General features: G+C 68.7%; 17 protein-coding genes. 3 read left to right on the forward strand and 14 right to left on the reverse strand.

Annotated elements, in window-relative coordinates; all coding sequences use genetic code 11:
• Positions 1-53: 53 nt before the first annotated feature.
• The 4 genes from AAF481_12610 to AAF481_12625 all read right to left on the reverse strand — a co-directional run bounded on the left by AAF481_12610 (position 54) and on the right by AAF481_12625 (position 2,081).
• Complete coding sequence (locus AAF481_12610) at positions 54-290, reverse strand: hypothetical protein (GenBank protein ID MEM7482009.1); 237 nt, start codon at positions 288-290, stop codon at positions 54-56.
• 208 nt (positions 291-498) lie between these two features.
• Entirely contained in the window at positions 499-1,239 is a 741-nt protein-coding gene (locus tag AAF481_12615) for an isoprenylcysteine carboxylmethyltransferase family protein (GenBank protein MEM7482010.1), read from the reverse strand.
• A 185-nt stretch (positions 1,240-1,424) separates the two neighbouring features.
• Entirely contained in the window at positions 1,425-1,718 is a 294-nt protein-coding gene (locus AAF481_12620) for a hypothetical protein (GenBank protein ID MEM7482011.1), read from the reverse strand.
• 141 nt (positions 1,719-1,859) lie between these two features.
• A complete protein-coding gene (locus AAF481_12625; GenBank protein ID MEM7482012.1) occupies positions 1,860-2,081 on the reverse strand; it encodes a hypothetical protein in 222 nt (73 codons plus the stop codon).
• A gap of 306 nt (positions 2,082-2,387) precedes the next feature.
• On the opposite strand from AAF481_12625, the gene AAF481_12630 reads away from it, so the two are divergent.
• From AAF481_12630 to AAF481_12640, 3 genes are read left to right on the forward strand one after another with little or no spacing between them, the layout of a single operon-like run.
• Positions 2,388-3,128 (forward strand): ATP-binding cassette domain-containing protein, encoded by a 741-nt coding sequence (locus AAF481_12630; GenBank protein MEM7482013.1) that lies wholly within the window; start codon positions 2,388-2,390, stop codon positions 3,126-3,128.
• On the forward strand, positions 3,128-4,546 hold the full coding sequence (locus tag AAF481_12635) for an ABC transporter permease subunit (protein ID MEM7482014.1): 1,419 nt from the start codon (positions 3,128-3,130) through the stop codon (positions 4,544-4,546). Before AAF481_12630 ends, AAF481_12635 begins: the two co-directional genes overlap by 1 nt.
• Entirely contained in the window at positions 4,546-5,940 is a 1,395-nt protein-coding gene (locus AAF481_12640; protein MEM7482015.1) for an ABC transporter permease subunit, read from the forward strand. The genes AAF481_12635 and AAF481_12640 overlap by 1 nt, the downstream gene beginning before the upstream one ends.
• Positions 5,941-5,971: 31 nt before the next feature.
• Here AAF481_12640 and AAF481_12645 read toward each other — a convergent pair whose 3' ends face one another.
• The 10 genes from AAF481_12645 to AAF481_12690 form a co-directional block, all read right to left on the reverse strand.
• Entirely contained in the window at positions 5,972-8,365 is a 2,394-nt protein-coding gene (locus AAF481_12645; GenBank protein ID MEM7482016.1) for an ABC transporter permease, read from the reverse strand.
• Between the two features lie 5 nt (positions 8,366-8,370).
• Positions 8,371-10,815, reverse strand: coding sequence for an ABC transporter permease (locus AAF481_12650; GenBank protein MEM7482017.1), 2,445 nt, complete (start codon positions 10,813-10,815; stop codon positions 8,371-8,373).
• A gap of 320 nt (positions 10,816-11,135) precedes the next feature.
• Positions 11,136-11,429 carry a hypothetical protein gene (locus tag AAF481_12655; protein ID MEM7482018.1) on the reverse strand — a complete coding sequence of 98 codons (294 nt, stop codon included), beginning with the start codon at positions 11,427-11,429 and terminating at the stop codon, positions 11,136-11,138.
• A 126-nt stretch (positions 11,430-11,555) separates the two neighbouring features.
• Positions 11,556-13,688, reverse strand: coding sequence for an ATP-binding cassette domain-containing protein (locus AAF481_12660; protein ID MEM7482019.1), 2,133 nt, complete (start codon positions 13,686-13,688; stop codon positions 11,556-11,558).
• Complete coding sequence (locus AAF481_12665; protein MEM7482020.1) at positions 13,685-16,399, reverse strand: ATP-binding cassette domain-containing protein; 2,715 nt, start codon at positions 16,397-16,399, stop codon at positions 13,685-13,687. The genes AAF481_12660 and AAF481_12665 overlap by 4 nt, the downstream gene beginning before the upstream one ends.
• 27 nt (positions 16,400-16,426) lie before the next feature.
• The gene (locus AAF481_12670; protein MEM7482021.1) at positions 16,427-17,611 is read right to left on the reverse strand and encodes an HlyD family efflux transporter periplasmic adaptor subunit; all 1,185 of its coding nucleotides are present in this window, start codon (positions 17,609-17,611) and stop codon (positions 16,427-16,429) included.
• A 401-nt stretch (positions 17,612-18,012) separates the two neighbouring features.
• Positions 18,013-19,317, reverse strand: a complete 1,305-nt coding sequence (locus AAF481_12675) for a hypothetical protein (GenBank protein ID MEM7482022.1) — start codon at positions 19,315-19,317, stop codon at positions 18,013-18,015.
• Entirely contained in the window at positions 19,314-20,009 is a 696-nt protein-coding gene (locus AAF481_12680; protein ID MEM7482023.1) for a hypothetical protein, read from the reverse strand. The genes AAF481_12675 and AAF481_12680 overlap by 4 nt, the downstream gene beginning before the upstream one ends.
• A 144-nt stretch (positions 20,010-20,153) precedes the next feature.
• The gene (locus AAF481_12685) at positions 20,154-21,470 is read right to left on the reverse strand and encodes an MFS transporter (GenBank protein ID MEM7482024.1); all 1,317 of its coding nucleotides are present in this window, start codon (positions 21,468-21,470) and stop codon (positions 20,154-20,156) included.
• Between the two features lie 63 nt (positions 21,471-21,533).
• Positions 21,534-22,955: a hypothetical protein gene (locus AAF481_12690; protein ID MEM7482025.1), complete on the reverse strand. Its 1,422-nt coding sequence runs from the start codon at positions 22,953-22,955 to the stop codon at positions 21,534-21,536.
• Positions 22,956-22,996 lie beyond the last annotated feature (41 nt).

Genomic DNA, 22,996 nt, shown 5'->3' on the forward strand with positions numbered 1-22,996 from the left:
AGGACTCTGCGTGGCGGAATGGGTGACCGAAAGGGTCAGAAAACGGGTGGGGACTAGGTGGGAGGGCCGCGCGAGGTGGGCGGCGAGGCATTCGGATCGTCTAGGGCGAAGGGCACCGCTCGGGGAGCTGCGGCAACCAACGCCGAGAATCCGAGCAGATCCGGCGTGCCCGGATCCACCGCGACCTCGGACTGCAAACGGCACTGAACGCAGTTGTGTTCGGCCTGCACCGCGTGGTCGTGCGCAAACTCCACCGCTGCGTTCGCTGCGAAGGAAACGAGAACGAGCAACGCACCCACCGCGAGTGCGATGTGTCGTCCATTCGCTGATCGAATTCTTCGCATGAGATGCAGACTCTACGCCGATCAAGAAGAGAAGTCGAATTTCACGGCATGGCCAACGGGCCGCTTCCTCGGCTCGCACTTTTTATAGACAACTGCATGAATGCTTTTATATCAATACAAGGGTTCGTTTGTCCAGCTCTTCCGTCGGGAGACGTCACCGCGCCACCCCCACCGTCATCATCAGGCCGAAAACGAACGGGATGAAGCGCCGGGTCCGCGCCGCCCAGGCTTCGTACTCGGCACCGAAGATTTCCCGCAGCCAAGCCTCTTCGCGGCGAATCCGGATGCCGAGCCAGATGCCGTACACGACCAGTGCGATCGCCGCGGCCCAAAGGCTGCGCAGCAGCAACACGGCGCCAACGGTGACGGACACCAGGCCCACGTAGCCCGGGTGGCGCAGATAGCGAAAAACGCCGTCACGCACCAGTACCGTCGGCGCGGCGGTGACGAAGATCGGGGTTTCCGCCCGCCGGAAGGCGGCGGCGGCGAGCTGCAGCATCGCGATGCCCCCGACCGCCAGGGCGATGCCGATGACGCTGATGTACGCCGGGTGGTTCGCCGCCGGGCCCATGGTGCGATCGATCACCGCAATCAAAACGATCAGGATCCGCACCAGCGCTCTGATGCGGTCGGACATCGACATCTCACCCGCTTGGCTGTATCCGGCAGTAGCGCCGGCGGTGAGCACATCACCGGCAAAGATGAGAAAAAAGAAAGCGCTGTCGCTCCAGCTCCTCGTCACCCACGCGAGACCACCGGCGGCCAGCGTCGGCAGGGCGAGATAGCGAAGGATCGAGCGCTCGGCCAGCGAGACCAGCGGTCCCCAATCACGGTTGTTCTTTCCCGAACGGTGGCCTCCCTCGGGATTCGGTTTGTCCGAAGGGTCGACGTTCATCGCCAGTTCCTCCTGCGTCCTCGGTCGGGGTGATGATCACCGAAGCCCGTCGAGCAAGGGGGCCGATGACCGGACATCAGGTCGCGCCCGTCAGCGGTGTTCGCGGATCGGCGAAAGGGACAGCGGTGGTCGCCGTCCGCACCGGCTGGGCAGCGTGTAGCTTGAAAACTTCGGCGTGGAGGATGTCAGGCGGGTGGACCGCGGGAGGGAGGGAGACTCCGAACCTCTGAACCGGAGATCCAGGCCGGTTCTTCGATGTGCAGACCTGCTTCCGGCGCCACCGGCGAAGCGGCCGGCGGCTCCGGCGCCACGGCAACGACCTGACCGAAGTGGCACAGTTCACACTCGCGGTCCGCGTCGGCACCGTGGTGATGCCCGGCGACCGAGACACCGTGGAGCCCGAGCAGCAGAAGCGCGGCGCAAGCCGCGATTCGCAGCCCAAAGGCGCTGGAGGTCCGGTGCCTATTCGCTTCGAACATCAGTAATCGCTCCGCAGACTACCGTAGAGTTTACACCAGCCGCGAAAGACACCGCCCGATCGCCGCGCGGCTCTTGACGGCTGTCTTGGAAGCGTGATCCACTTCTTGATTGTGTCCCAGTCCACCGATTTGCTGAGGAGCCTAGGAGAGCGCACCGCGTTCCGTCGCTGCATCTCCCTTCTCGCGGTCTTGGCACTCGCCGCCGGCCTCGTCGGATTCGGTCACGACCACTCCCTCAGTGACGCACAGGACGAGCACCACTGCACCTTCTGCCTGGTTCAGCAAACGGCCGTCGAGCCGCACGCTCTTGCGGTCCCCACCTCGGGCGTCGCTGCGCAGGACCGCCTCTCCGCCGAAGCGCAAGGGCCGGCGCGCCCCTGTGACTCCTGGCGAACTCCGCCTCTGCGCGGACCGCCAACCGCCTAGGGTTTCCCCCACGCTCTGAAAGAAGCCGTCGGTCTGCCCTGGGCCACGGCGTCCGCTGGCACGTCGCGGCTCCCCACGAGAGCCCGGCTCCACAGCACCCGTTTCGACGAGGCCGCTCGATGGACTCTCGGAACGAGACCGCCGGCCCACCCACAAAACCTCAAGCCGTGTCGGAAGGAGTCCTGTCGCCATGAATCGACCTGAACAAGGAATTATCCCAACGATCCGTCGGAGCCGACGGGGATGCTGAGCGCAAGCGGGGCCACCAAGCGGTTCGGAAGAACCACCGCCCTCGCCGCGCTGGACTTGGAGGTCCAGCGCGGCGAAGTCTTCTGCCTTTTGGGCGCCAATGGAGCCGGAAAGACCACCACCATTCAGTTGTTCCTCGGCTTTCAGTCGCCGGACGCCGGTGAGATCCGGGTCGACGGTATCGAGCCCTGGCGTGAGCCCGAGCGCGCCAGAAAGCGCCTCGCCTACATCCCGGAGAACGTTGCGCTCTATCCCGACCTGACCGGCCTGGAGAATCTTTCACTGTTCGATGCGCTCGCCGGCCGGAAGCGCAGCCGCAACGAGCATCTCGACGCTCTCGTCTGGGCAGGCCTTTCCCAACCGGACGCCCTGCGAGCGGTGGCTGGATATTCGAAAGGAATGCGTCAGAAGGTCGGTCTGGCCATCGCCTACGCGAAAGACGCCGCCGCCCTTCTCCTCGACGAGCCGATGTCCGGGCTCGATCCCCAGGCAGCCGCCGATTTCGGTGCCTACGTGCGGCGCCTGAGAGCCGAGGATCGTGCCGTCTTGATGGCAACCCACGACATCTTTCGCGCCCAGGAGATCGCAACCCGCATCGGCATCATGCGCTCGGGCCGTCTCCTCGAGACCGTCGACCCGGCGCAGGTCGACGCCCGGGAGATCGAGCGAATCTACCTGCACCATATGCGCGAGGCGGCCGGTAGCGAACAGGCTGTGCCGGTGGAGGTAACCTGATGAAGGCGAAGCTCCTGGAGAAGGAACTCTTGCAGCATCGCCGCAACCGCCGCTTCGGGATCCTCGGAGTTCTCGCCATCGCGCTGGTCGCCGTCGCGGCTGTCGACGGCTGGAACCGGGCACAGGAAGCGGCGCGCCACCGAGAGGCGGCGGTGGCCGCCGATCGGGAGGTTTGGGTCGAGCAAGGTGAGAACAATCCTCACGGCGCGGCTCACTTCGCCCGCTACGCATTCCGGCCGACGCCTGCTCTCGGCGCATTCGACTCGGGCATCTCGGACTACGCCGGTTCCGCCGTATGGCTGGAGGCGCACTACCAGAATCCCGCCACCCTGCGACGAGCCGAGGATGTCGGAGCCAGGGCCCCCTTCACCACCCTCGACCCGGCGTGGGCGGTTCGCGTCCTCGGCAGTCTCGCCCTCGCCGTTCTGTTGTTCGCCTCGATCGCCGGGGAGCGCGAAGCGGGAACCCTGCGGTCCCTCCTCACGCAAGGGGTGCGCCCGGGCACACTCGTCGCCGTGAAGGCCGTTGCGGCGCTCCTGGTGGTCCTCGCCCTGGTAGGGGTCGCCTTCGCCGTTGCCCTGCTTCCGGGGGTGGTCGCGGGAGCGCCTCTCGACCTTCCGAGGGTCCTGCTGTTGGGTGCTTCCTACACTCTGGGCCTGGCGGCCTTCGCGTTCTCCTGCATCGCCCTTAGCGCGACGGCCACCTCGCGAGGCGCCGCCCTGACGACCGTGGGTTCGTTCTGGGTGGTCGTCACCCTGGTCCTTCCGATGTTCGCCGGACAGCTCAGCGGATCCCTCTCGGACACGCCCGACGGAAGCGCCCTCAACCGCGCCATCTTCGACGAGGCGCAAGCGCCCTTCTGGGCCGGCGAAGCCGGCCCGCCCGCGATTCGGGCCTTCGAGGAGGAGATCGCCGACCGCTACGGTGCCGCTTCCTTCGAGGAGCTGGGGTTCGACCGTGCCGGCATGGAGCTGCAAGCCCACGAGGAATTCGCGAACGCCGTCTACGATCGGCTGTTCGGTGAGCTGTATGCAGCGCAGCGCGGACAGGCCTCGGTCCTGCGCGCTGCGGCTTGGTTCTCACCGCTCCTCGCCTTGCAGCGGGTCTCCTCGGGACTCTCGGGGACGGACTTGAGCGCCCAACTCGCCTTCGCGGCGGAGGCCGAATCGCACCGCCGGAAGATGGTCGAGTTGCTCAACCGCGACATGATGGAACAAGGCGGTGGCGCGGGCTTCACCTATATGGCCGACCGATCCCTGTGGGAACGGACTCCTGATTTCGCCGGAGTACTGCCGCGCACCCCCACCGTGGTCGGAACCTACTGGCCCGAGTTCGCCGTACTCCTCGCTTGGGCCATCGGCGCGCTGTTGCTGGCTTCGGGCCTCACCGCCCGGGCCTCAAGAATCGAGGTCGCCTGATGTTCGGTACCCTGCTGGCTCGTGAGATTCGCCGCCTGGCGAGTTCGCCCGTGCAATGGGGGCTGCTCCTGCTTCTCGCCGCCGCAGCGGCTTGGGCGGTGGGTTCCGGCCTCGAGTGGCGCGAAACGAAGCTCGCCGAGCAGACGCTCGTGCCCGGGGAGATGTCTGAAAGACCCGAGGAGTGGATGGGCGCCCTCGAGAAGGCCGAGGCGGGCGAGTCGATCTCGCCCTTCCAGGCCCAGCCGATGGCGCTGGGCTTTCCAGCCATCCTGCCACCGGGACCGCTCGGCGACTTCTCCTTCGGACGGGACGCGCTCTATCCGCACTACGCCATCGTCCAGGGCTGGCGGAACTCGGCCTCGCTGTTCCGGCGCTACGAGGTCGAGGGTCCGACGACACTCGCTACGGGCCGGCTCGATCTGACCTTCGTCGTGGTCGTGCTCTTGCCCCTGGTGCTCATCTTGCTCGGTTTCGATTCCCTGAGCGCTGAGCGAGAGAACAAGCGTCTGCCCTTGCTGCTGGTCCAGGGTGTGCGACCCGGATCGATCGTCGCCGCTCGACTCTCAGTGGCCGCCACCGCCACCTGGGCGATCGTCGCCATCGCCGCGGGCGTCGGGCTGCTGCTGGCCGACGCCCCGGAACGGGTCGCGCGCTTCGCGGTTTGGTGGTCGGCCATGACCGCCTACTGCCTCTTCTGGGTCGCGATTGTCGCCCTGGTCGCGGCGTCCTTCCGACGGCAGACCAACGCCGCCCTGGCGGCTCTCGGGGCCTGGATCGGTCTTGTCGTGGTGATCCCCTCCGGGGTTCAGTTCGCCACCGCCGCCCTACACCCACCGCCGTCGCAGGTCGAGCTTCTCACCAGCGCCCGGCGAGCCGAAGCCGAAGCCCGGCAACACATCGAAGAACGTGCCGAGATCTACATGGCGGAACACCCCTCCGACGAGGCGCCCGCGGAGGGAGTGCCGGGCTTCTACCGAGCCGCTTACCTGGCGAATCTCGACGTCGAAGAGCGCACGGCTCCGCTGTTGGATGCCTTCGAAGAAAGCCACGCCGCACAGGATCGGCTCGCAGACTCGCTGCAGCTCTTCTCGCCGGTGATGGTGGCCCACGACATCCTCACCAGCGTATCCGGTGCCGGTTTTGGGCGCACTGCAGCCTTTCAGCAGCAGGTGCGACGGCATCTGCAGATCCTTCTCGACGCGATCGGCCCGGCAACGGTCGGGCAGCGACGCCTCAGCGTCGCCGAAGCCCGCGCGATTCCCGCCTTCGAGTACTCGGAACCCGCAATCCCGCAGGGCACCTGGCGATGGATCGGGCTGCTTCTCGGCTGGACTGCGGTGGCCTCGGTGCTCGCGATGCGCCGGCTTGCCGGTGTGCGAAAAAACCCTCTGTGACCCGAGGCGGTGGTGCCGGTTTCGAGCCCTCTCAGTCTGCTGAGCGGAGCGCGGTCATCGGATCGACCCGCGCCGCCCGAAGGGCCGGCACCAGGCAGGCAAAGAGCGCCACCGCCATGAGCACCGCGCTCACCGTCAAGAGAGTCACCGGATCGCCCGATTCCACCCCCCAGAGCAATGCACCGATACCCCGGCCGAGCAGGAGCGCCCCGGCCACTCCGGCCACCGCTCCCAAAGCGAGCCAGCGGGCACCTTCTGAGAGCACCGACAGCAGCACGTCCCGGCGTCGGGCACCGAATGCCAAACGAATCCCCATCTCCCGTGTTCTCTGAAGGACGGTTTGCGCCATCACCCCATACACTCCGACGGCGGCCAAAATCAGACCGAGAACACCGAACGCCACCAGCACTCCGCCGGACACCCGGCGCTCCCACTCGGCATCGGCCACCCGACGTGACATCGGAGCCAGGTCGAAGATGGGGAGATCGGGATCGACTTCGCGCACCGCCGCCGCGACCTCTCGACCCAAGGCGGCGCCGGTGCGCCGCGTGCGCAGAACGAAGTAGCTGTCGCCGGCGAAGAACTGGAGGTGTGGCAGGTAGAGATCGAAACTGGAGTCACCGAGCAACCGCTCGCTCCGGACGTCTCGCGCCACACCGACCACCGTGCGGTACTCGTTGCTGGATTCCGGTGGTCCGAGTTTGAGCTGTTTGCCGAGAGGATCCGCTCCGGGCCATAGCCGCTCCGCGAGGCGTTGTCCGACGATCGCCACGGGCACCGCCCCTAGCCGATCGGCGCTCTCGAATGGCCGGCCGGCGACGAGGGGAATCCCCATCACCTCAAACCAGCCGGCGCTGATCGGTTGGATGTTGACGAAGGGATTCGCCTCCTGCTCCGGCGCGGATTGCCCCACAGCGGTGACTACGCGCAGGGTATTCTCGTCAAGCCCCGCCAGCGGTAGGTTCTGATTGGCGGCGGCTCCCTCGACTCCGGGGATCGCCAGCAGGCGTTCGAGGGCCTGCTCATAGAACGGGATGAGTTGTTCGGTTGTGTTGTAGCTCCAATACGGCGGGTCGGAGCGAAAGGTCCACCGTGCCTCGGCCTCGAAGCCCGGATCGGTCCGCTGAAGAGCCACGAAACTCCGGACCATCAGTCCGGCTCCGGTCAACAGAATCAGCGCCAGGGCGACTTCGCCGGCGGCCAGAAAGCCACGCAGACGGCGCACCGAGGTGCCGGAGGTGGCGCGAGAACCGCCGGACGCGGCGCTCGCCATCCCGGCCCGGCGCGCCGCCTGCACGGCCGGGACGAGGCCGGCCGCGAGACCGGCGACAAGGGTTGTCAAGGCGGCGAAACCGATCACCGCACCGTCGAGTTCGAAGCTCATCCAGGCCGGCAGTTGACTACGGATCTGCGCCGCCAACGCGGGCATGGCGAAGGCGCTCACAATCAAACCGGCCAGGCCACCGAAACCAGCCAGCACCAAGCACTCCACAAGAAGTTGGCGAGCCAGACGACCGCGACCGGCGCCGAGGGCGGAACGAACGGCGAGCTCACCGCGACGCTCGGTGGTGCGGGAGATCTGCAGGTTCAGGACGTTGACCACCGCGATCAGCAATACGAAGGCGACCGCCCCGGCGAGCATGACCAGGTGCGGCCGCACGGCGCCGACCAAGCTCTCGCGCAGCGGCACCACCTCGAAATGGAGGCCGGCGTTGGTCGCCGGGTACCGGTCCTGCAGCTCACGGCTCAACCGGTCGAGCTCCTTTTGTGCCCGCGCCAGCGTCACCGTCGGCGCCAAGCGTGCGAGCGATGAGTGGCGCCGGCCTGCTAGCCCGTAGTACTCCGTCACCTGGCGGTAGAGGCCGACACCGGCCGGGAAGTCCGCTCCCGGTGCGAGTACCCCTTCCACCGAGTAGCTACCGCCATCGAGAAGAACGGACTGGCCGACGATGTCCGGATCGCCACCGAATCGCCGCTGCCAGAAATTGTGCTCCAGCACAACGCGGTACTGGCGGCGGAAATCGTCCGCCGCCGGAAAGCCTTCGCCGTGAAGCAGCGGCACACCCAACACTCGAAAGAGGTCGTGGGTCAGGATGGCGCACGGCACCGCCTCCGGCCTACCGTCGCCGGTGATGTTGTACTGGCTCAGGTAATAGGCCGCAACGTCCCGGAACACGTGCTCCTGGAGCCGAAACAACTCGATCTCCCGCTGCGCGAGGTGCGCCGGCTCCCCCGCTTTCAAGGCTTGAATGCGCACCAGACGCTCGGGTTCTGGATACGGCAGAGGTCGCAGGAGCAAGGCGTGGCAGACGATGAAGACCACGGCATTGGCTCCCAGGGCGAGCGCCAAGGTGGCGATCACCAACAGGGCGAAGCCCGGACGGCGACGCAGTTGACGGAAGGCAAGACGGAGATCGTGAGTCACGTCGTCTACTCTCGCCGCAGAGCTTCCAGCGGATCGATGCGCGCCGCTCGCCGGGCCGGCACGGTACAGGCAACGAGCGCGATCACCGCCAGCAGCAGCGTCACATTCACATAGGTTTGGGGATCCAACGGACGCACCCCAAACAGCAGGCTGGTAAACCAGCGCGAGGCGACGAAGGCGCAGGCCAGGCCGAGCGCAGCGCCGATGCCGACCAGCTTGAGACCCTCGGCGATCACCAACAGCAGGAGGTCGCGCGATCGAGCGCCGAGGGCCACCCGGATTCCAAGCTCCCGCGTCCGCAGACTCACCGCATAGCTGATCGCACCGTACAGGCCAACGGCGGTCAGCGCCAGAGCGAGCAAAGCGAAACCGGCGAAAGCAACTCCCCACAGGCGACGCGGCCAGAGGGAACGGTCGAACCGGTCGGTCATCGACTCGATCGAGACGACGGCGGTATTGGGATCGATCTCGGCGATCGCACGGCGCACCGCCGGCGCCAGCGCCAGCGGATCGCCCGTCACCCGCAAAACGTAGTAGGGGTTGTCGACCGGCCATTGGCGGAAGCTGTAGTACAGCTCGACCGGGTCCGCGCCTTCGGCTGCATGGTGCTTGACGTCGCCGACCACCCCGATCACGGTGCAGAACGGGTTGTTCGCCGAAAGATTGCCCCAGAGTAGCTCCTGGCCCAGCGGTTCTCGGTCCGGCCAGAGTTCACGCGCCCCCTCCTCGTCGACCAGCACGACACAGGGTGACTCGGCGGTGTCCGTCTCGGCGAGCCCGCGCCCGGCCAGGATCGGAATCCCCATCGCCGCGAAGTAGCCCGGCGTGACGTCGGCTCCGGCCAAGGCGCTCAGGTGCTCCACGTCCTCCGGCGTGGCGCCACGGACGGTGAGGGTCGCCTGCCGGCGCTCTACGGTGGACCGCTCGAAGGGCAAGCTATTGGTCGCCGCGGTGCCTTCGACCCCCGGCAGAGCGGCGAGACGGGCGAGCACGCTGTCGTGGAAGCGAGCCAGCGGCCCGGCTCGCTCGGTCCGCGTTTCGCCCGCCTGGTAGCGCGCCACCTGCACCACTAGCAAACCCGAACGCCGGAAGCCGGGATCGGTGTCGGCCAAGGTGAGGAAGGTGCGGACCAACAAGCCGGCACCGATCAATAGCAGGAGCGAAAGCGCCACTTCACCGACGATCAGGGCCGAGCGCATCCGCGCCCGCCCGGGCGCCGTTCGCCCTCCCTCGGCGAGAACCGCCCGCGGATCGGTGCGGCCGGTCTGCCAGGCCGGTACCGCGACCGCGAGCAAAGCCGCCCCGGTGGCAATTGCCAGGCTGCCGCAGAGCACCGCCACATCGACTTCGACCGCCATACCGACCGGCAGGGGCACGGGGATCAAGCGCCGCAAGGCGCCGATGCCGGCATAGGTGAGCGCCAGCGACGGCGGCACCGCGATCGCCGCCAGGATCGCCGCCTCGGCGACCACCACCCCCATCAGGCGGCCGCGGGCGGCGCCGAGCGCCGCCCGTACCGCCAGCTCCCGCTCGCGCGCCGCGGCGTGAACCAACAGCAGGCCGGCGACGTTGGCACAGCCGATCGCCAGGAGCATCGCAGCGCCTGCGACGAGCAGGGCGAGGTAAGGCCGAAGCTCGGCCGTCTCGAGCTGACGCAGGGACGTCAACCGAAGTCCGACATCGCCGTTCTCCTCGGGGAACTGCTCCGCCAGATGCGCCGCCACCGCCTCGAGCTCCTGGCGCGCCTCCGCGAGAGATACGCCGGGGGCGAGACGGGCGATGGTCGAATACCAGAACTGGCCGCGTTTCTTGACCGCGCGATCGCCGGTCTGAGCGGCATACCAGCTCTCCATCGGAACCCACATGTCGGCGTGCTCCGGAAAATCGAACCCCGGCGGCATCACCCCGGCCACGGTGTAGGCGGCGACCGGCGTGTGAATCGTTTTGCCGAGCACCCCCGGGTCGCCGCCGAAGCGACTGAGCCAGAGGCCGTGCGAAAGCAGCACCCGCTGCACATCGCCGCCGGTGCGATCCTGCGCCGGGGTGAACCGGCGGCCGAGAACCGGCTCGACACCGACGACTGCCAGCACACCGGAGGTGACCCAGGCGGTCGTCACCGCCAGCGCCGGCCCGTCGCCCTGAAGCTGCGTCATGCCGACGGTATAGGCGCCGATCCCATCGAGCGTCGCCGCCATCCGTTGATAATCCTCAATATCGAGCAAAGAGCAGCCGCGAGTGACCCCCTGGTCCGTACGAACGGTCTCCATTCGGGCCAGGCCCTCCGGTTCCGGGAACGGCAGCGGCCGCAGGAGCACGGCATACACAAGGCTCAGCACCACGGTGGTCGCGGCGCTGGCCAGTCCCAGAGTCCCCACCGCGAGAGCAGTGAACCCGGGCCGTCGGCGAAGGCCGCGGAAAGCGATTCTCAGGTCCGAGAGCAGGTAGGTCATCGCGCTGCCTCTCACCGTGAGGTCTCCGCGACCGGCGGCATCAGCCGCCGCTCGGCCACGCGTCCGAGCGCCCCGTCAACGACGTGACGTGCCGACAGGTTCGGAGCATTCAATAGAGCGGTCATTCGAATCCCTCCATTCGTTCCGGCCGGCCTAGAAGCGGGGCCGGTTTCATGCGACACCCGTTCGCGACGCCCAACGGCCGTGCGGAGACCGCACAGCGGCGCCGGTACGCGCGGACAGGGGCGATGGACGGCGGTGGTAGCCGTCAGCGCCGCCTGGCAGAGCCAGGCGGTGGTTTATCCGATCTCAGGAAAGAATCAGGCCGGAGGGCCGCGGGAGGGAGGGAGAGGGCGAGACGCCGATTCGGCCGCGCGCACCGCCGCGACGATCAGGCGACCCGCCTCGGGCACCATCGGCGTAGCCGTCGGCGGCTCGGGCACGGTCGCGTGAACGTGACCGAAGTGGCACAGCTCACACTCGCCCTCGACGCCGGAATCGTGGTGATGTCCGGCGGCCGAAATGCCGTGGAATCCGAGCAGCAGGAGTGCGACCCAAGCCACCATCCACAGCCCACTGCGGGAGGGCTGTCTATGGCGTTTGGAATCGAACATCGCGAACTCTCTGGAAACCAAACGCAAGTCTACACCAGCCAGTGAGCGCCCAACTTTGCGCCGGGCAGCGACTGGCCTTCGATCGCCTCCTCGGTTCATCGCGGCAACCTCCGGCGACGAAAGGACTCAGCGGTGAGTTGCCACTACCAGCGTGCGCGCCCGGCTCCGAGCACAGGCGAGGGCCGCCTGGAGGCTCGCCGGATCGAGGGCGGCAAAGCTCTCGTCCAGGAGCACCAGGTCCGGTTCCTGGAGCAGCGCGCGGGCCAGGTAGACGCGGCTCGCCTCGCCGTGGGAAAGGCGCCAGCCGTTCTCGCCGATCGGCTGCATCAGCCCCGACGGCATGCGCGCCACCAGGTCTCCGAGGCCCAACTCTTCGCAGATCTCGGCCGCCTCGGCGAGGTCGTCGGGAGCCGGCGGCCAGCTCCGGCCGAGCAGCAGGTTGAAGGCCAGCGGCGCAGCGAACAGATGGTTGTCGTGGAACTGCGGCGCCGCCACCACCCGCCGGCGCCAGTTGAGAGCGCCCCAGCCGTGGAGGTCGGCACCGTGCAGCAGGAGCAGTCCTCCCTGGGGCTGGCGGAGGGCGGCCAGTAGGGAAATCAGCGTCGACTTGCCGCTTCCCGACTCTCCGGTGAGGAGCACCCGGTCGCCGCGACGGAGTTCGATCCCGCAGTCCTCGACCGCCGGCCGAGAGCGACCGGGATAGCGGAAGTCGAGGCCCCTCGCCGCCAGAACCACTTCTTCGCCACCATCACCGCCGGCCTCGGCTCGGACGGCCGGCGAGCCCACCGGCTGCCGGCGCGTCGCGGCCTGGTAGAGGGGCCCCACTTGGCGCCAGGCCACGGCGGCGGCGGTGAGGCCGGAGAGACCGCCGGCCATTCCTTCGAGGCCGCGGGCGGCGAGCAGCATTCCACCGAGAGCCACCGCCACCCCGGCGGCCGAGGTGTCGCCGGCGAAGAGCGCCGGCGCCAGGGCAGCGAGGGCGGCGATCAACCAGCCGCGGGCGGCGAAGGTTTCGATCCGCGGCATCAAGCGGTCGAGGCGGCGGGAGCGGCGCAGATACGCGGCCAGTTCGTCGTCTTCCGCGTCGTGCCAGGTCGCGCGCGATTCCTGGACCAGCCGGGTGCGGTGGCCGAGAAGCCGTTCGACGAACCGTTGGGTCATGCCGATCCGCTCCTCCGCCCAGGCGCCCCGCTCGCCGTAGAGCCACCACCCGGCGAGGGCGAGGGCCAGGACCCAAGCGGCGAGCAGGACGGAGTGGAGGGCTCCGCCGGCGCCCAGGGCGAGGACTGCGGCGGCCAGCGCGAGCTCGACGGCGGCCAATAAAGCGGTGAGTCCGCCACCGAAGGCCAGACCCTCCACCCGCTCCGCCTCGATCACCCGGCCGAGCAGTTCACCGGCTCCCTGGCGACGGATCTCCTCCGCTCCGAAGCGCAGGGAACCGGCCAAAAGGCGGCGCTTGAGGAGCACTCCGGCGGTGAGCGCCGCCGTTCCCTCGGACCACAGCGCCACCGCCTGCAGTGGAATGAGGGTCGCGAGGAGCAGAGCCCAGGCCGTCAACCAACCGGGATCGAGGCGACCGTCGAGGACACCGCGGCCGAGCACCGCCCAGGAGGCGATCAGGAGAAGCCAGGCAACCGTATGGGCAACGGCCAGGCGGACGAGACGACCGAACACCCCGGCCCGCCGGAGTTGCTCCAGGGCACCGGCGCTGGGAGGCAACCGCAGGGACCAACCGCGGGCACACGGCTCGCCGCCGAGCCTTTCGGCCAGCAGCGCGCGGCGAACCCGCGAGCGGCGCCGGGGCGAAGCGACGCCGGCGTGCGCCAGGAGACCTTCGATCTCATCGTCCGCAGAGGCTTCGAGCGGCCTGCGCAGGGCTTCGACCAGGCGTCCCACCGCCAGGCGGGTGACGCCTCCGTCTGGTTCGACGACTCGCAGGCGCGATCCGCCTCGGACGACCGCCAGCCACCCTGCCCCACCGGGAAGACGGATCAACGCCGGCCCCGCAGCGCACAACCCATCGGCCACTTCGCGATACGAGGCCTGTACAGGCCAGGCTTCGACGCCGGCCCGAAGCGCCGCCGCCTCGATGCCGTCGGCGCCCTCGGCCGGCCGGTCGTCCCCGGCGACCGAGCGATTCGCCGGTCGCCACCGACCACCGCCGGTCAGCCCGGCTTCCCGGGCGAGAACCGCTACCGCCTCGGACAGGCGGGCCGCCGGCCAGGTGAGGGAAGGGAGAAGGGGGTCCGCCGCGGTCATCCCGCCTCCTCCCCTTCGCCGTCCGCCGGCCGGCCGGCGACCAGCCGGAGGGATCGCCAGTCGCGTTCGCTCCAGGCGGCGTTCTCGGTCGCCAGCAGACCGGCGTAGAGGGAATCTTCGTCGGCCGCCAGCGCCGCCGGCGAGCCGCTCTCGGCAATTCCCCCAGCGTCCAGCAGCACCACTTGGTCGAAATCCCGCACCGCGGTGTCGTCGTGGGTGGCGACGAGGAAGGTGGCCCGCGGCCACCAGTCGCGGGCGGTGGCGAGGAGGCGATCCCGCTGACCGCGGTCGAGGCCGCGAAAGGGTTCGTCGAGCAGTACCAGGCGGGCCGCCCCGCGACCGAGGGCGCGGCCGAAACGCACCCGCTGGCCCTCGCCGCCGGAAACCAGGCCACCGCCCTCGCCGAGGGCGGTGGCCAGTCCCTCGGGCAGCCCTTCGAGCACCCCCGCCAGTTCCGCCGCCGACAGCACCTCGCCGAGGGCGGATGGCTGCCGGCCGTTGCCGTAGCGCAGGTTGTCGAGGAGCGACCGATTCCACAGGCGCACCGCCGGGTCGACCCAAGCGGTGCTTCCCCGCAGTCGAGCCCAGGCAGCGGCATCCAAAACCTCACCGTCGATCCGCACCTCGCCGGCGGCCGGCCGCTCGAGACCCAGGAGCAAGGCGAGAAGGGTCGATTTGCCGGCCCCGGAGCGGCCGAGGATCGCCACCCGACCCCCGGCGGGAATTTCGACGTCTACCTGGTCGAGAATCGGACCGCCGCCACCGGTCACCGTCACCCGGCGCAGAGACACGGCGACCCCCGTGGGTGCCAGCTCTTCGCCGCCGGCCGCCGGCCTCGGGCCCACCTCGTCCTCCGGCGCACCGAGGGGTTCGAGGAGGCGTGTCGCCACTCCGCGGTGGTGCGGAATGCGCTCCAGGCCGGCGGCGATCTCGGCGCCTAGTTCCGGCAACTTGAGGGCCCAATAGGCGAGCAGCAGAGTGCCACCACCAATGCCCTCGCGAGCGATGTGGAGAGCGACCAGTGCCGCCGCCAGGCCGTAGCCGGCCAGCGCCTGCACCACCATCGCCACCACCGAACCGCGTAGCTGATCCGCACCGGCGGCGCGCCAGCGGTTGAGGATCTCGTCATGCTGACGCCGCACCAGAGGCTCGGCGCCGTGGGAGCGGACCGCCAGCAGGCCGAGCAGGGCGTCGAGCTGGAGCCGTGCCAGCGCCGCGCCGTGGTGGCGCATGCGCAGCTCGCGCTCTGCCAGATACGGCTGCAGGGCGAGGGGCACGGCGACGGCGGTAAGGGCGGCGAGGACTGCCAGCGGCGCGGTGCCGGCATAGAACCAGCCCAAGGCGACAGCGGTGAAGATCAGCTCACAGCCACCGCTCCCGACGCTCCGCACCGCATCCGGCAGGGTGCGCAGCAGCACGGCGCTGTGGGCGCGCTCGGCGAGATCCGACGGCAGACGGCTGCGGAACCAGCGGTCCCCGAGGCGCGGGATCTTCTCCAGAAAGGCGAAGCGCAGGCGCGCTTCCAGATGCCGCCCGAGATCTCGCACGCCGATGGCGGTGGCGAGTTCTAGCAGGGCCAGGGCACCGACGAAGACGAGGAGCGCCGCCAGGGCCGCCGGAAGCTGGCCGGTGCCGGCGAGCTGACCGCCGGTGCGCAGCAGGCCATTGAGCAGGAGCGCCTCGAAGGCCAACATCAGGGCAGCCGCGACGGCGGCCGAGGCCAGGGCCGCCAGGGTGTGCCCCCCGCCGCGCCGCAGAAAGCCGAACAGCCGGCGCATCACCCCCGGGGGCGGCGCGGCGGGCTCCCGCGCGGCGGGCTCCCGCGCGCCGGCCGCCGCCAGCTCCGGCGGCCGGCTGAAGGCGCCGCTGGAATCCTCCACCTCGGAGCCCTCCGGGCGCCGGCCGCGGACCCGCACCAGCACCGCGCCCCGCAGCTCTAGGGTCGAGGAATCCACTGGATCATCCCCCGGCCACACCGGCCAGAAACGCTCCGGAACGATATCCCTCGGCCGCTCCGAGGCGGCCGCCTCGGCGGCCAATCGCTCGGTCAACCGGACCGCCTCGGAGCCGCGCCGCAGGGCTCTGGCGGCGGTCAGGCGATCCCCCAGGCGGGCGGCCGCGGCGAGGGCCGCCGGCCCGCGCCACCCCGGACTCGCTAACGCCCCCTCCAGCAGCCGCGAGGCTTCCACCGGAGCGGCGCCGAGGCGAGTCAACCGGGAGTGCAGCACGGCCGTCGCCTCCTCTCCTTCGGCCCACTCCCGCCAGTCCGTCGCAGCGACCGGATGACGATGAATAAAGACATCTTCGAAGAAACGCCGGGCATCCGGCCAGCGGCGGCCGGTGGCGGGATCCATCACTTGCAGCCGGGAACCGTGGCGGCGCCACAGGACGACGTAGTGGGTGACCCCACCGGCCAGCACCACCACCACCGCCGGTAATGCCCGCGCCGCCGGCAGCAGCAGGTCGTCGGCCGGCAGCATCACTTCCTCCGCCCGCAGTCCAAAGGCGTTGGCGAGCTCATCGATGGCCCCGATGGAGGTGCCGTCAACGCCCGTCTGGCAGGCTTCCCGTAGGCGGCCGTAGCCGAATTCGATGCCGAAGCCGGCGAGCAGGGATCGGAGAACCGCCGGGCCACAGTCCATCGCCGACGACTGCACGGTTTCCGGAATCAGGATACGGCGATCCGGTCCGTTCCCCCTCACGCCGATCATCCCGATGGTCTCGTAGTGGGTTGGAAATCAGCCGCCGGCCGGCTGCCGCCGGTCGACGGAACCGCCAGCGGCGCGCAGGACCCAACGGGCCGGCGTCAAGGCCTCGACGGCCACCTCCGCGGTAGCGGTGAGGCCGTGTCGCGGAGAGACCCCCGGCGGTGCCGAGGCGAGGGCCAGCTCCGCCCGCAGCCGGCCGCCGTCGGGTTCGCCGGCCACCTTGTCGATGGTGGCCTCCAGGGCGCCGAAGTCGGTCCAGGGATAAGCGTCGAGGCGCAGCCAGGCGGGTTGACCCGGCGCCAGCCGGCCGAGGGCCGACGGCGGGAACCAGGCCACCGCCCGGATCGCCCCCTCGGGCAACACATCGGCCAGTCGCTCGCCGGCCGCCACCACCGCCCCGACCCGAATCTCCGCCAGGCGCGCCACCCGGCCGGCGACCGGAGCCGCCACCCGTCGCTCGGCGATCTCGTGGCGCAGGTGCTCGATGTGGGTGGAGAGCTCTGCGGCTTCGCCCTCCACCGTCACCTGCTCGTGTTCGAGATGGGCGGCACGGGCTTCGAGTTCCGTCTGCTGCTGACGCTGGGCGGTGCGTAGAACGTCGAGGTCGGCACTCTCGGCCTCTGCCCGGGCGCGGCTCTTCTCCACCTCTCCCAGGTAGCGCTGGCGATCGAGGTCCGACAGCAGGCCCAGCTCGTGCAGTCGCCGGGCGCGCTCGTGCTCGGATTCCGCCCCCCGGCCGACGATTTCCTCGACCTGACGATCCAGGGTCGCCGCCCGCAGCCGCTCGTCACCGGCGTCGCGCTCGAAGGCCAGCAGCCGAGACACCAGCTCCCGTTCACCGGCGATCGAGGCGAGTTGCCGTTCCAGACTGGCCAAGCGGGTCTCCGCCTCGGCGAGTTCGAACTGGGCGTTCTCGGCGTCGAGATCGAAGAGCGGATCGCCGGCGGCGACCTCCTCCCCCAGCCGAGCATGAACGGCGACGATGCGGCCACCCAGAGGCGCATCCACCGGATGAACCTCGGCAACGGTCTCGAGACGCGCTTCCGTCGCCACCTCGTACAGCCGGATTTCGGCACAGGCGAACCAGCCACCCCAGGCGAGCAGACAGAGCGCGAGAAGCCCGAGGCGGAGAAACCAGCGGCGAAATCCGCCGCCGGCGAGGAGCGACTCCGATTGTGAGAAGGGGGTGATGGGATTCGAGGAGGGTTCGAACACGACGGCTCACCTGTTCCGAGGACGGCGCGGTGCCAGCCCGTTGAGTCCTGGCCCATTGCGTCTTGGCCACGTGCGTTTTGGCACCGTGACCCCAGGGCACTGGGACCCGTAGCCGACACCGCGGCGGTCCGCGGAGCTCAGCGAGCCGGAACTACCGGGTATGACGCCCCAGGTACGAGGGCTTGTGATCGCCCTTGCCTCGTGCGCCGCAACCGCAGGTCGGAGCCAGGCCGGCCTTCACCTTGGTCTTGACTTTCATGTGGCCTCCTCGGTCGAACCGAACGTCGAAACTGCCGGGCGCTCGGCGGCTTGTGACCCGCACCATAAGGGAAGCTAGGTAGGGATCAGGTAATTAAAGGTTACGCCCAAAGGCGGAATAGGTCAAGGGCCGGCTCCTAGCGTCACGGCGTGTACAGCGGCGTCTTGAACATCAAGTTCCGCGGCACCAGGTCGAAACCGGTGAAGTTGGTGATCGCCACGCCATCGTGTTTGTTGAAGCTGTTGTTTTGTCCAATGCCCAAATCTTCGTAGCGGGGGATGTGGTTGTAGGCCGACTTGTGCCAGATCACCTTGCGCTGACCGGAAAGGGACTGGCCGTTGGCGTAGGTGCTGACGTCGGCGAAGAAGATCTCCGCCGGATCCGGCGGCGACGGGCGGCGGGTGACCCACAGCTCGTGATCCAGGAAGCCCTCCGTCTGCGATGCCTTGAAGCGCGCCCGGCCGAAGCGAATCGGCAGCAGGGCGTAGCCGATGGGCTCTTGCGAGGTGCAGGGCGGCGTCTGGCCGCCGGTGCACGGGATTGGCCGGCCGTTTGCTTCGGTGGGATTGGTGGCCAGGAGGGCGGTGAATTCGTCCGGGTTCCAGTCCGTTCCGCCTTCGGTACCGCCGTTGAAGTTTTCCTTGACGATGGTCTCCTGCCCATTCACCACCCGCCGAGAGACCTTCTCGATGTTGACCTGGTCCGGCGAGCAGGAAGAGTTGCCCAGTGCGCAGAGGTGCGGTTCGATACGCCAAGCCCCCATGTGCAGGTGGGAGTTGGAGGCGATCGGAGCGTGAGCCAGGTTCTGGCCGCTGGCGGCGATGCGCACCTGGATCACCCCGTCGTCGCGGAACTTGAAGGCCACCGGATAGACGTAGTTGTAGGCACTGAACATGCCCCAGAGGGTCATCGCCTGCCCCCGCCGCAGGCGGGCCGCGGCGTGGTAGCCGCCGGGGCCGACCTCCATCCAGCGAACGAAATCGTCTGTCCTCTCCTTCATCAACTTGTCTTGATAGAGGGTCGAGGGCTTGTAGGCCTGCTTGTTGAGGGCCTTGGCGTCGAGCTGCGCCAGGCCGGTGTAGTACCCCAGGAAATCGGCATAGCGGTTGCCGTTCTCGACGTAGGGGACGAACATCGCCGCCACGGCCATGCGATCGAGCACCCGTACCCAGTCCTCCACCGACTGCCCGTTGACGGTCTTGCGGCCGCGCATGAACTCGGCGCCGGTCAGCACCCAGATCTGCTCGTTGGCATCGTAGGGGTGAGGTTCGAAAGCCCAGGTCACGCGCCAGGCGGTTTCCGCATTGCTGTTGCTGCTGCCGACGGGAAAATTCTGTTGGGTGTAGTTGGCGCTCGACTTGACCAGGCTGCAGCCGGGGGCTAGAAGGGCGATCGCCACCACCGAGAGCACCAGCGAGAGACGGACATGGATTCGAAGAGCGCTCATGGCTTCACCTCTCCTTCCGGCCCTTCCGGCGGCAGCTCTTCTCGATCCTTCTCGTCTCCTTCGTAGCGCAGCACTCGCTCGGTGGTCAGGTCCACCACCGCATAGGGCGTGGAAGGGATGTCCCGGAAGGGCACCGGGCGCACCAGGACGATGCGATGGCCGGCGAGATCGTCCCGGCCGACGGACACGAAGGTGCCGAGGTCGTAGGCGTCCTCGGGCATCTCGAAAAGCGCGCGGTAGGCCGGAGAATCCTTCGCCAGGAGTTCCCGCAGCCGGCTCTCCTCCCGTGGTGCGAGGGGCGCCGCGGCACCGGTCACCACGCGCGCGTCAACCACTTTCTCGCCTCCCACATCGACCACCACCAGGAAGGTCTCGCCGGTCTGGTAGTCGAAGCTCAACACGGAAGCCAGCAGGCGGTCGTCGGTCTCGTCGGTGGCCGGGAAGCGGGCCACGGAGGTCACCATCTCCTCGGTCACCACCGCCCCCTGCACCCGGAATTCGCCGCGCTCGCGACTCTCACGGGCTTCCGCGGCGATGGCGAGGGCGGACTCGCGCTGTTTCGAGGTCAGCGCGAAGGCACCCTCGTCAGGGGCCGATTCCGGCGCGAGGGTGCGCGCCCCGGCGGCGCAGCCGAGGGTTGCCAGCGTCCAGCCCGCCAGCAGCAGGATTCGAAGAACACGTTCGCATCTCATCGTTGTCTCCCTCTATCTGGTCGAAGCCCACCGCTCATCCCTCGCAGCCGGAATCGGCGGCGACTCAAGTCCCGAGGACGAAAGGTACGGCATGGAAAAGTTAGGGAGTCTTCGAAAAAGAATGTTACCGCCGACGTTGAAATGTCAGTCCGTTGCCGGAGCCGTCGACGCCGCCTCCACCACCGCATCATGATCCGGCAGATCGCGTTCCACATTGCGCACCGATCTGGAGGTCGCGCCCACCAGGGAGGCGACGAGGGCGAGGGTGGCGGTGCCGGCGATCAGCAGACCCATGCCGCCCGCGGCTCCGCTGCCCAGCCAGCCGGCGAGAGCGTCGTGGAGGGAGCCGCCTTCGGTCATCGCCGGGGTCAACCAGCGATCCGCCAGCGGTCCGGCGACGAGCATCGCCGGCAGCAGGCTCGCCTGGGCAATCAGCAAGCGGGCAGAGAACACCCTCCCCTGGAGGGCCGGCGGGACCTTGGCCTGCCAGATGGCCTGGTTGAGGCCGTTGGTGAGGGTCAGGCAGAAGGGATAGACGAAGGCGCCCACCGTCCAGGTCCAAAAGGCGCGGCCGGCGCCGAGCAACACATTCCCGAAGGACGACAGACTCCAGCCGGTGAGCACCCCGACGATGCGCCGGCGGGGACCTCCCCAAGCAGCGAGGGTGGCGCCCCCCAAGGCTCCTCCGATGCCGGCGGCGGCCATCACCTGGCCGAGGGCGAGTTCATCGCCGCCGGTGCGGGCCAGAATCAGCGGCGCCCGTAGAACCACCCCGAAGACCAACAGGAAGTTGCCCACGGCGAAGAGCGTCTGAAGGCCGAGGAGCCCTCGCCGCCCAAAGATATAGCGGAACCCGAAGGTCACCCGCTGCCAGAAGCTCGCGCCCCGCTCATCTTCCCGCTCTGGCTCGGGGACATGCACCAGCAGCAACGCCACGATGGCAACGGCCACGGTGCTGAGGTCGATCGCCAGAATCGCCGTGTAGCCGATGAAGGGCAGCAGGGCGCCGGCCAGCGGCGGACCGAGGATCATCGAGCCGGACTGAGCGAAGGAGACCATGCCGCTGGCCCGGGCGTAGTGGCGTTTCGGCAGTAGCAGGGTCACCGCCGCCGAGTAGGCCGGAAACTGGAAGGCCTCCGCCGCCCCGGCGATCGCCGCCGCGATGAACAGGTGGGGAATGGCCAGGTGCCCGGTGAGCAGCAAGACCAGCAGCCCCAAGGTCGCGGAGCCGGCGGCCAGATCGCTCAGGATCATCACCTTCTTGCGATTGAAGCGGTCCACCACCGTGCCGGCATAGGGACTGATCAGTACCGTCGAACCGATCTGGAAGAACATCAGGAGGGCCAGAGTGGTGGCCTTGCCGGTGACTTCCCAGGCCCAGATGAGCAGGGCGAAGCGGGTCATGGCGGTGCCGACCAGGGACACCACTTGCCCACCCCAGATGGTGAGAAACGCCCTCACCGCAAGCCCCTCACGACCAGCGAGGGCTGCTGCTGGGGCAAGAACGCGGCGCGGTCGCGGAGTTCAATCCCCCGCCTCGTCGACCACAAAGGCGAGGCCAATCTCGCCGCCCTGGCCCAGGTTGACCACCCGCCCGCGGTCGGTCGGCAACATGCGCACGAACAGCCCGCCGTAGTCGTCGCCGAAAACAAACGGCCCCCACACCAGCCGGTGCTCGGCCCATCCTTCCTCTCCCGTCTGGAACGGGAAGGACGGCGTATCCAGGAACTCCTGCACCAGCCAGCCATCCTCGGATAGGCCCATCTCCACCGCCTGGCGCCATTCGTCGTCAGAGGCATCGCGCCCCACCACCACCCCCTTGCCGCCGACTTCGATGGCGGCCTTGACCACCAGCGCCTCGCGTTCCGCCGCGAGCAATCCCTCGAGGGGCACCTGCCGGCCGCGGAAGGTCACCGACCCGGACTTCATCAGGCGCGTCCAGGGCACGTAGCGGTCGATGATCGCGCGCTCCTCCGGCTCGAATTCCGCCACCCGCTCCGAGAGCAGGGCCAGGTTGCGCTTGTCGCCCAAGATCAGCGGACCGATGGGACCGGTGAACAGCCGCAGATGGCCGCCCTTGAAGGCGCGGAACAGATCGCTCCTCGAGACCTCGTTGAGCTGCTCGATGACGCCGGCCATGCGGTCCCCACGCACGAAGAGGGCACCTTTCTCGAACTCCAGCTCATCGGTGCCGGCCAGGCGGATGGAGCCCGGTCGGCCATGGCCGTGGACCGCCAGCGCCTCCGCGAATTGGCGCTCATAGCGCGCGAAGGGATGGTTGTCGAAGCTGAAGAGGCCGCCGGTAGCCGCCACCACCACCAGATTGAGGGGCACATCCGCCGAATCGTCGCCGGCACAGGTTCGAACCGCTTCCTCGACGAGCGCTTGGGCGCTGTCCTTCCAGCTCACCCGCAGGCCGCACTCCGCCAGGGCGTCGGAGAGCGGCGGCCGGGTGAGAAAGGCGTCGGATACCGCCGTGTCCTGCCAGCCGGAGGCATTGCCGAAGTTCAACTCGACACAACGCAGACCGTCCGGGGTGTCGATCAGGTCGGCGCGGCAGATGGACTCCGCGATCCCCGTCGGCTCGGCGACCAGCAGGGCGGCGAGGAGTTCGCTGTCCAGGCCGTAGAAGGCGGCGATCGCCTTGGGGTCGTTGTCGAAGAACCTCTCGGGCAGTGTGCGGACGATCCGCGCCAGCCCCTCCACCGCTCGCGCGATGTCGTCGCGCACCGCCGGCGAGATCAACACCGGCCATGGCTGGAGGGGAATGGGAGCGTCCGGCGCATAGCCGACAAAGGTGGGGATCACCTCGGTCACCGCCCGCATCACCTCGGTGAAGGATCGACGGCGCAGTAGTTCCGGCCGCCGCTCTACCCGATCGAGAAATCTCTCGGCGCCGCTGGAGAGCCGGCGGGCCGACCGACGGGCATTCTCGGGGAACTTCATTTCGTGCGTCCCTCCGGGCATCCAATGAGAACTAGAAACGA

The sequence above is a fragment of the Acidobacteriota bacterium genome (assembly GCA_039030395.1).
In the GTDB taxonomy this organism is placed as follows: Bacteria; Acidobacteriota; Thermoanaerobaculia; order Multivoradales; family JBCCEF01; genus JBCCEF01.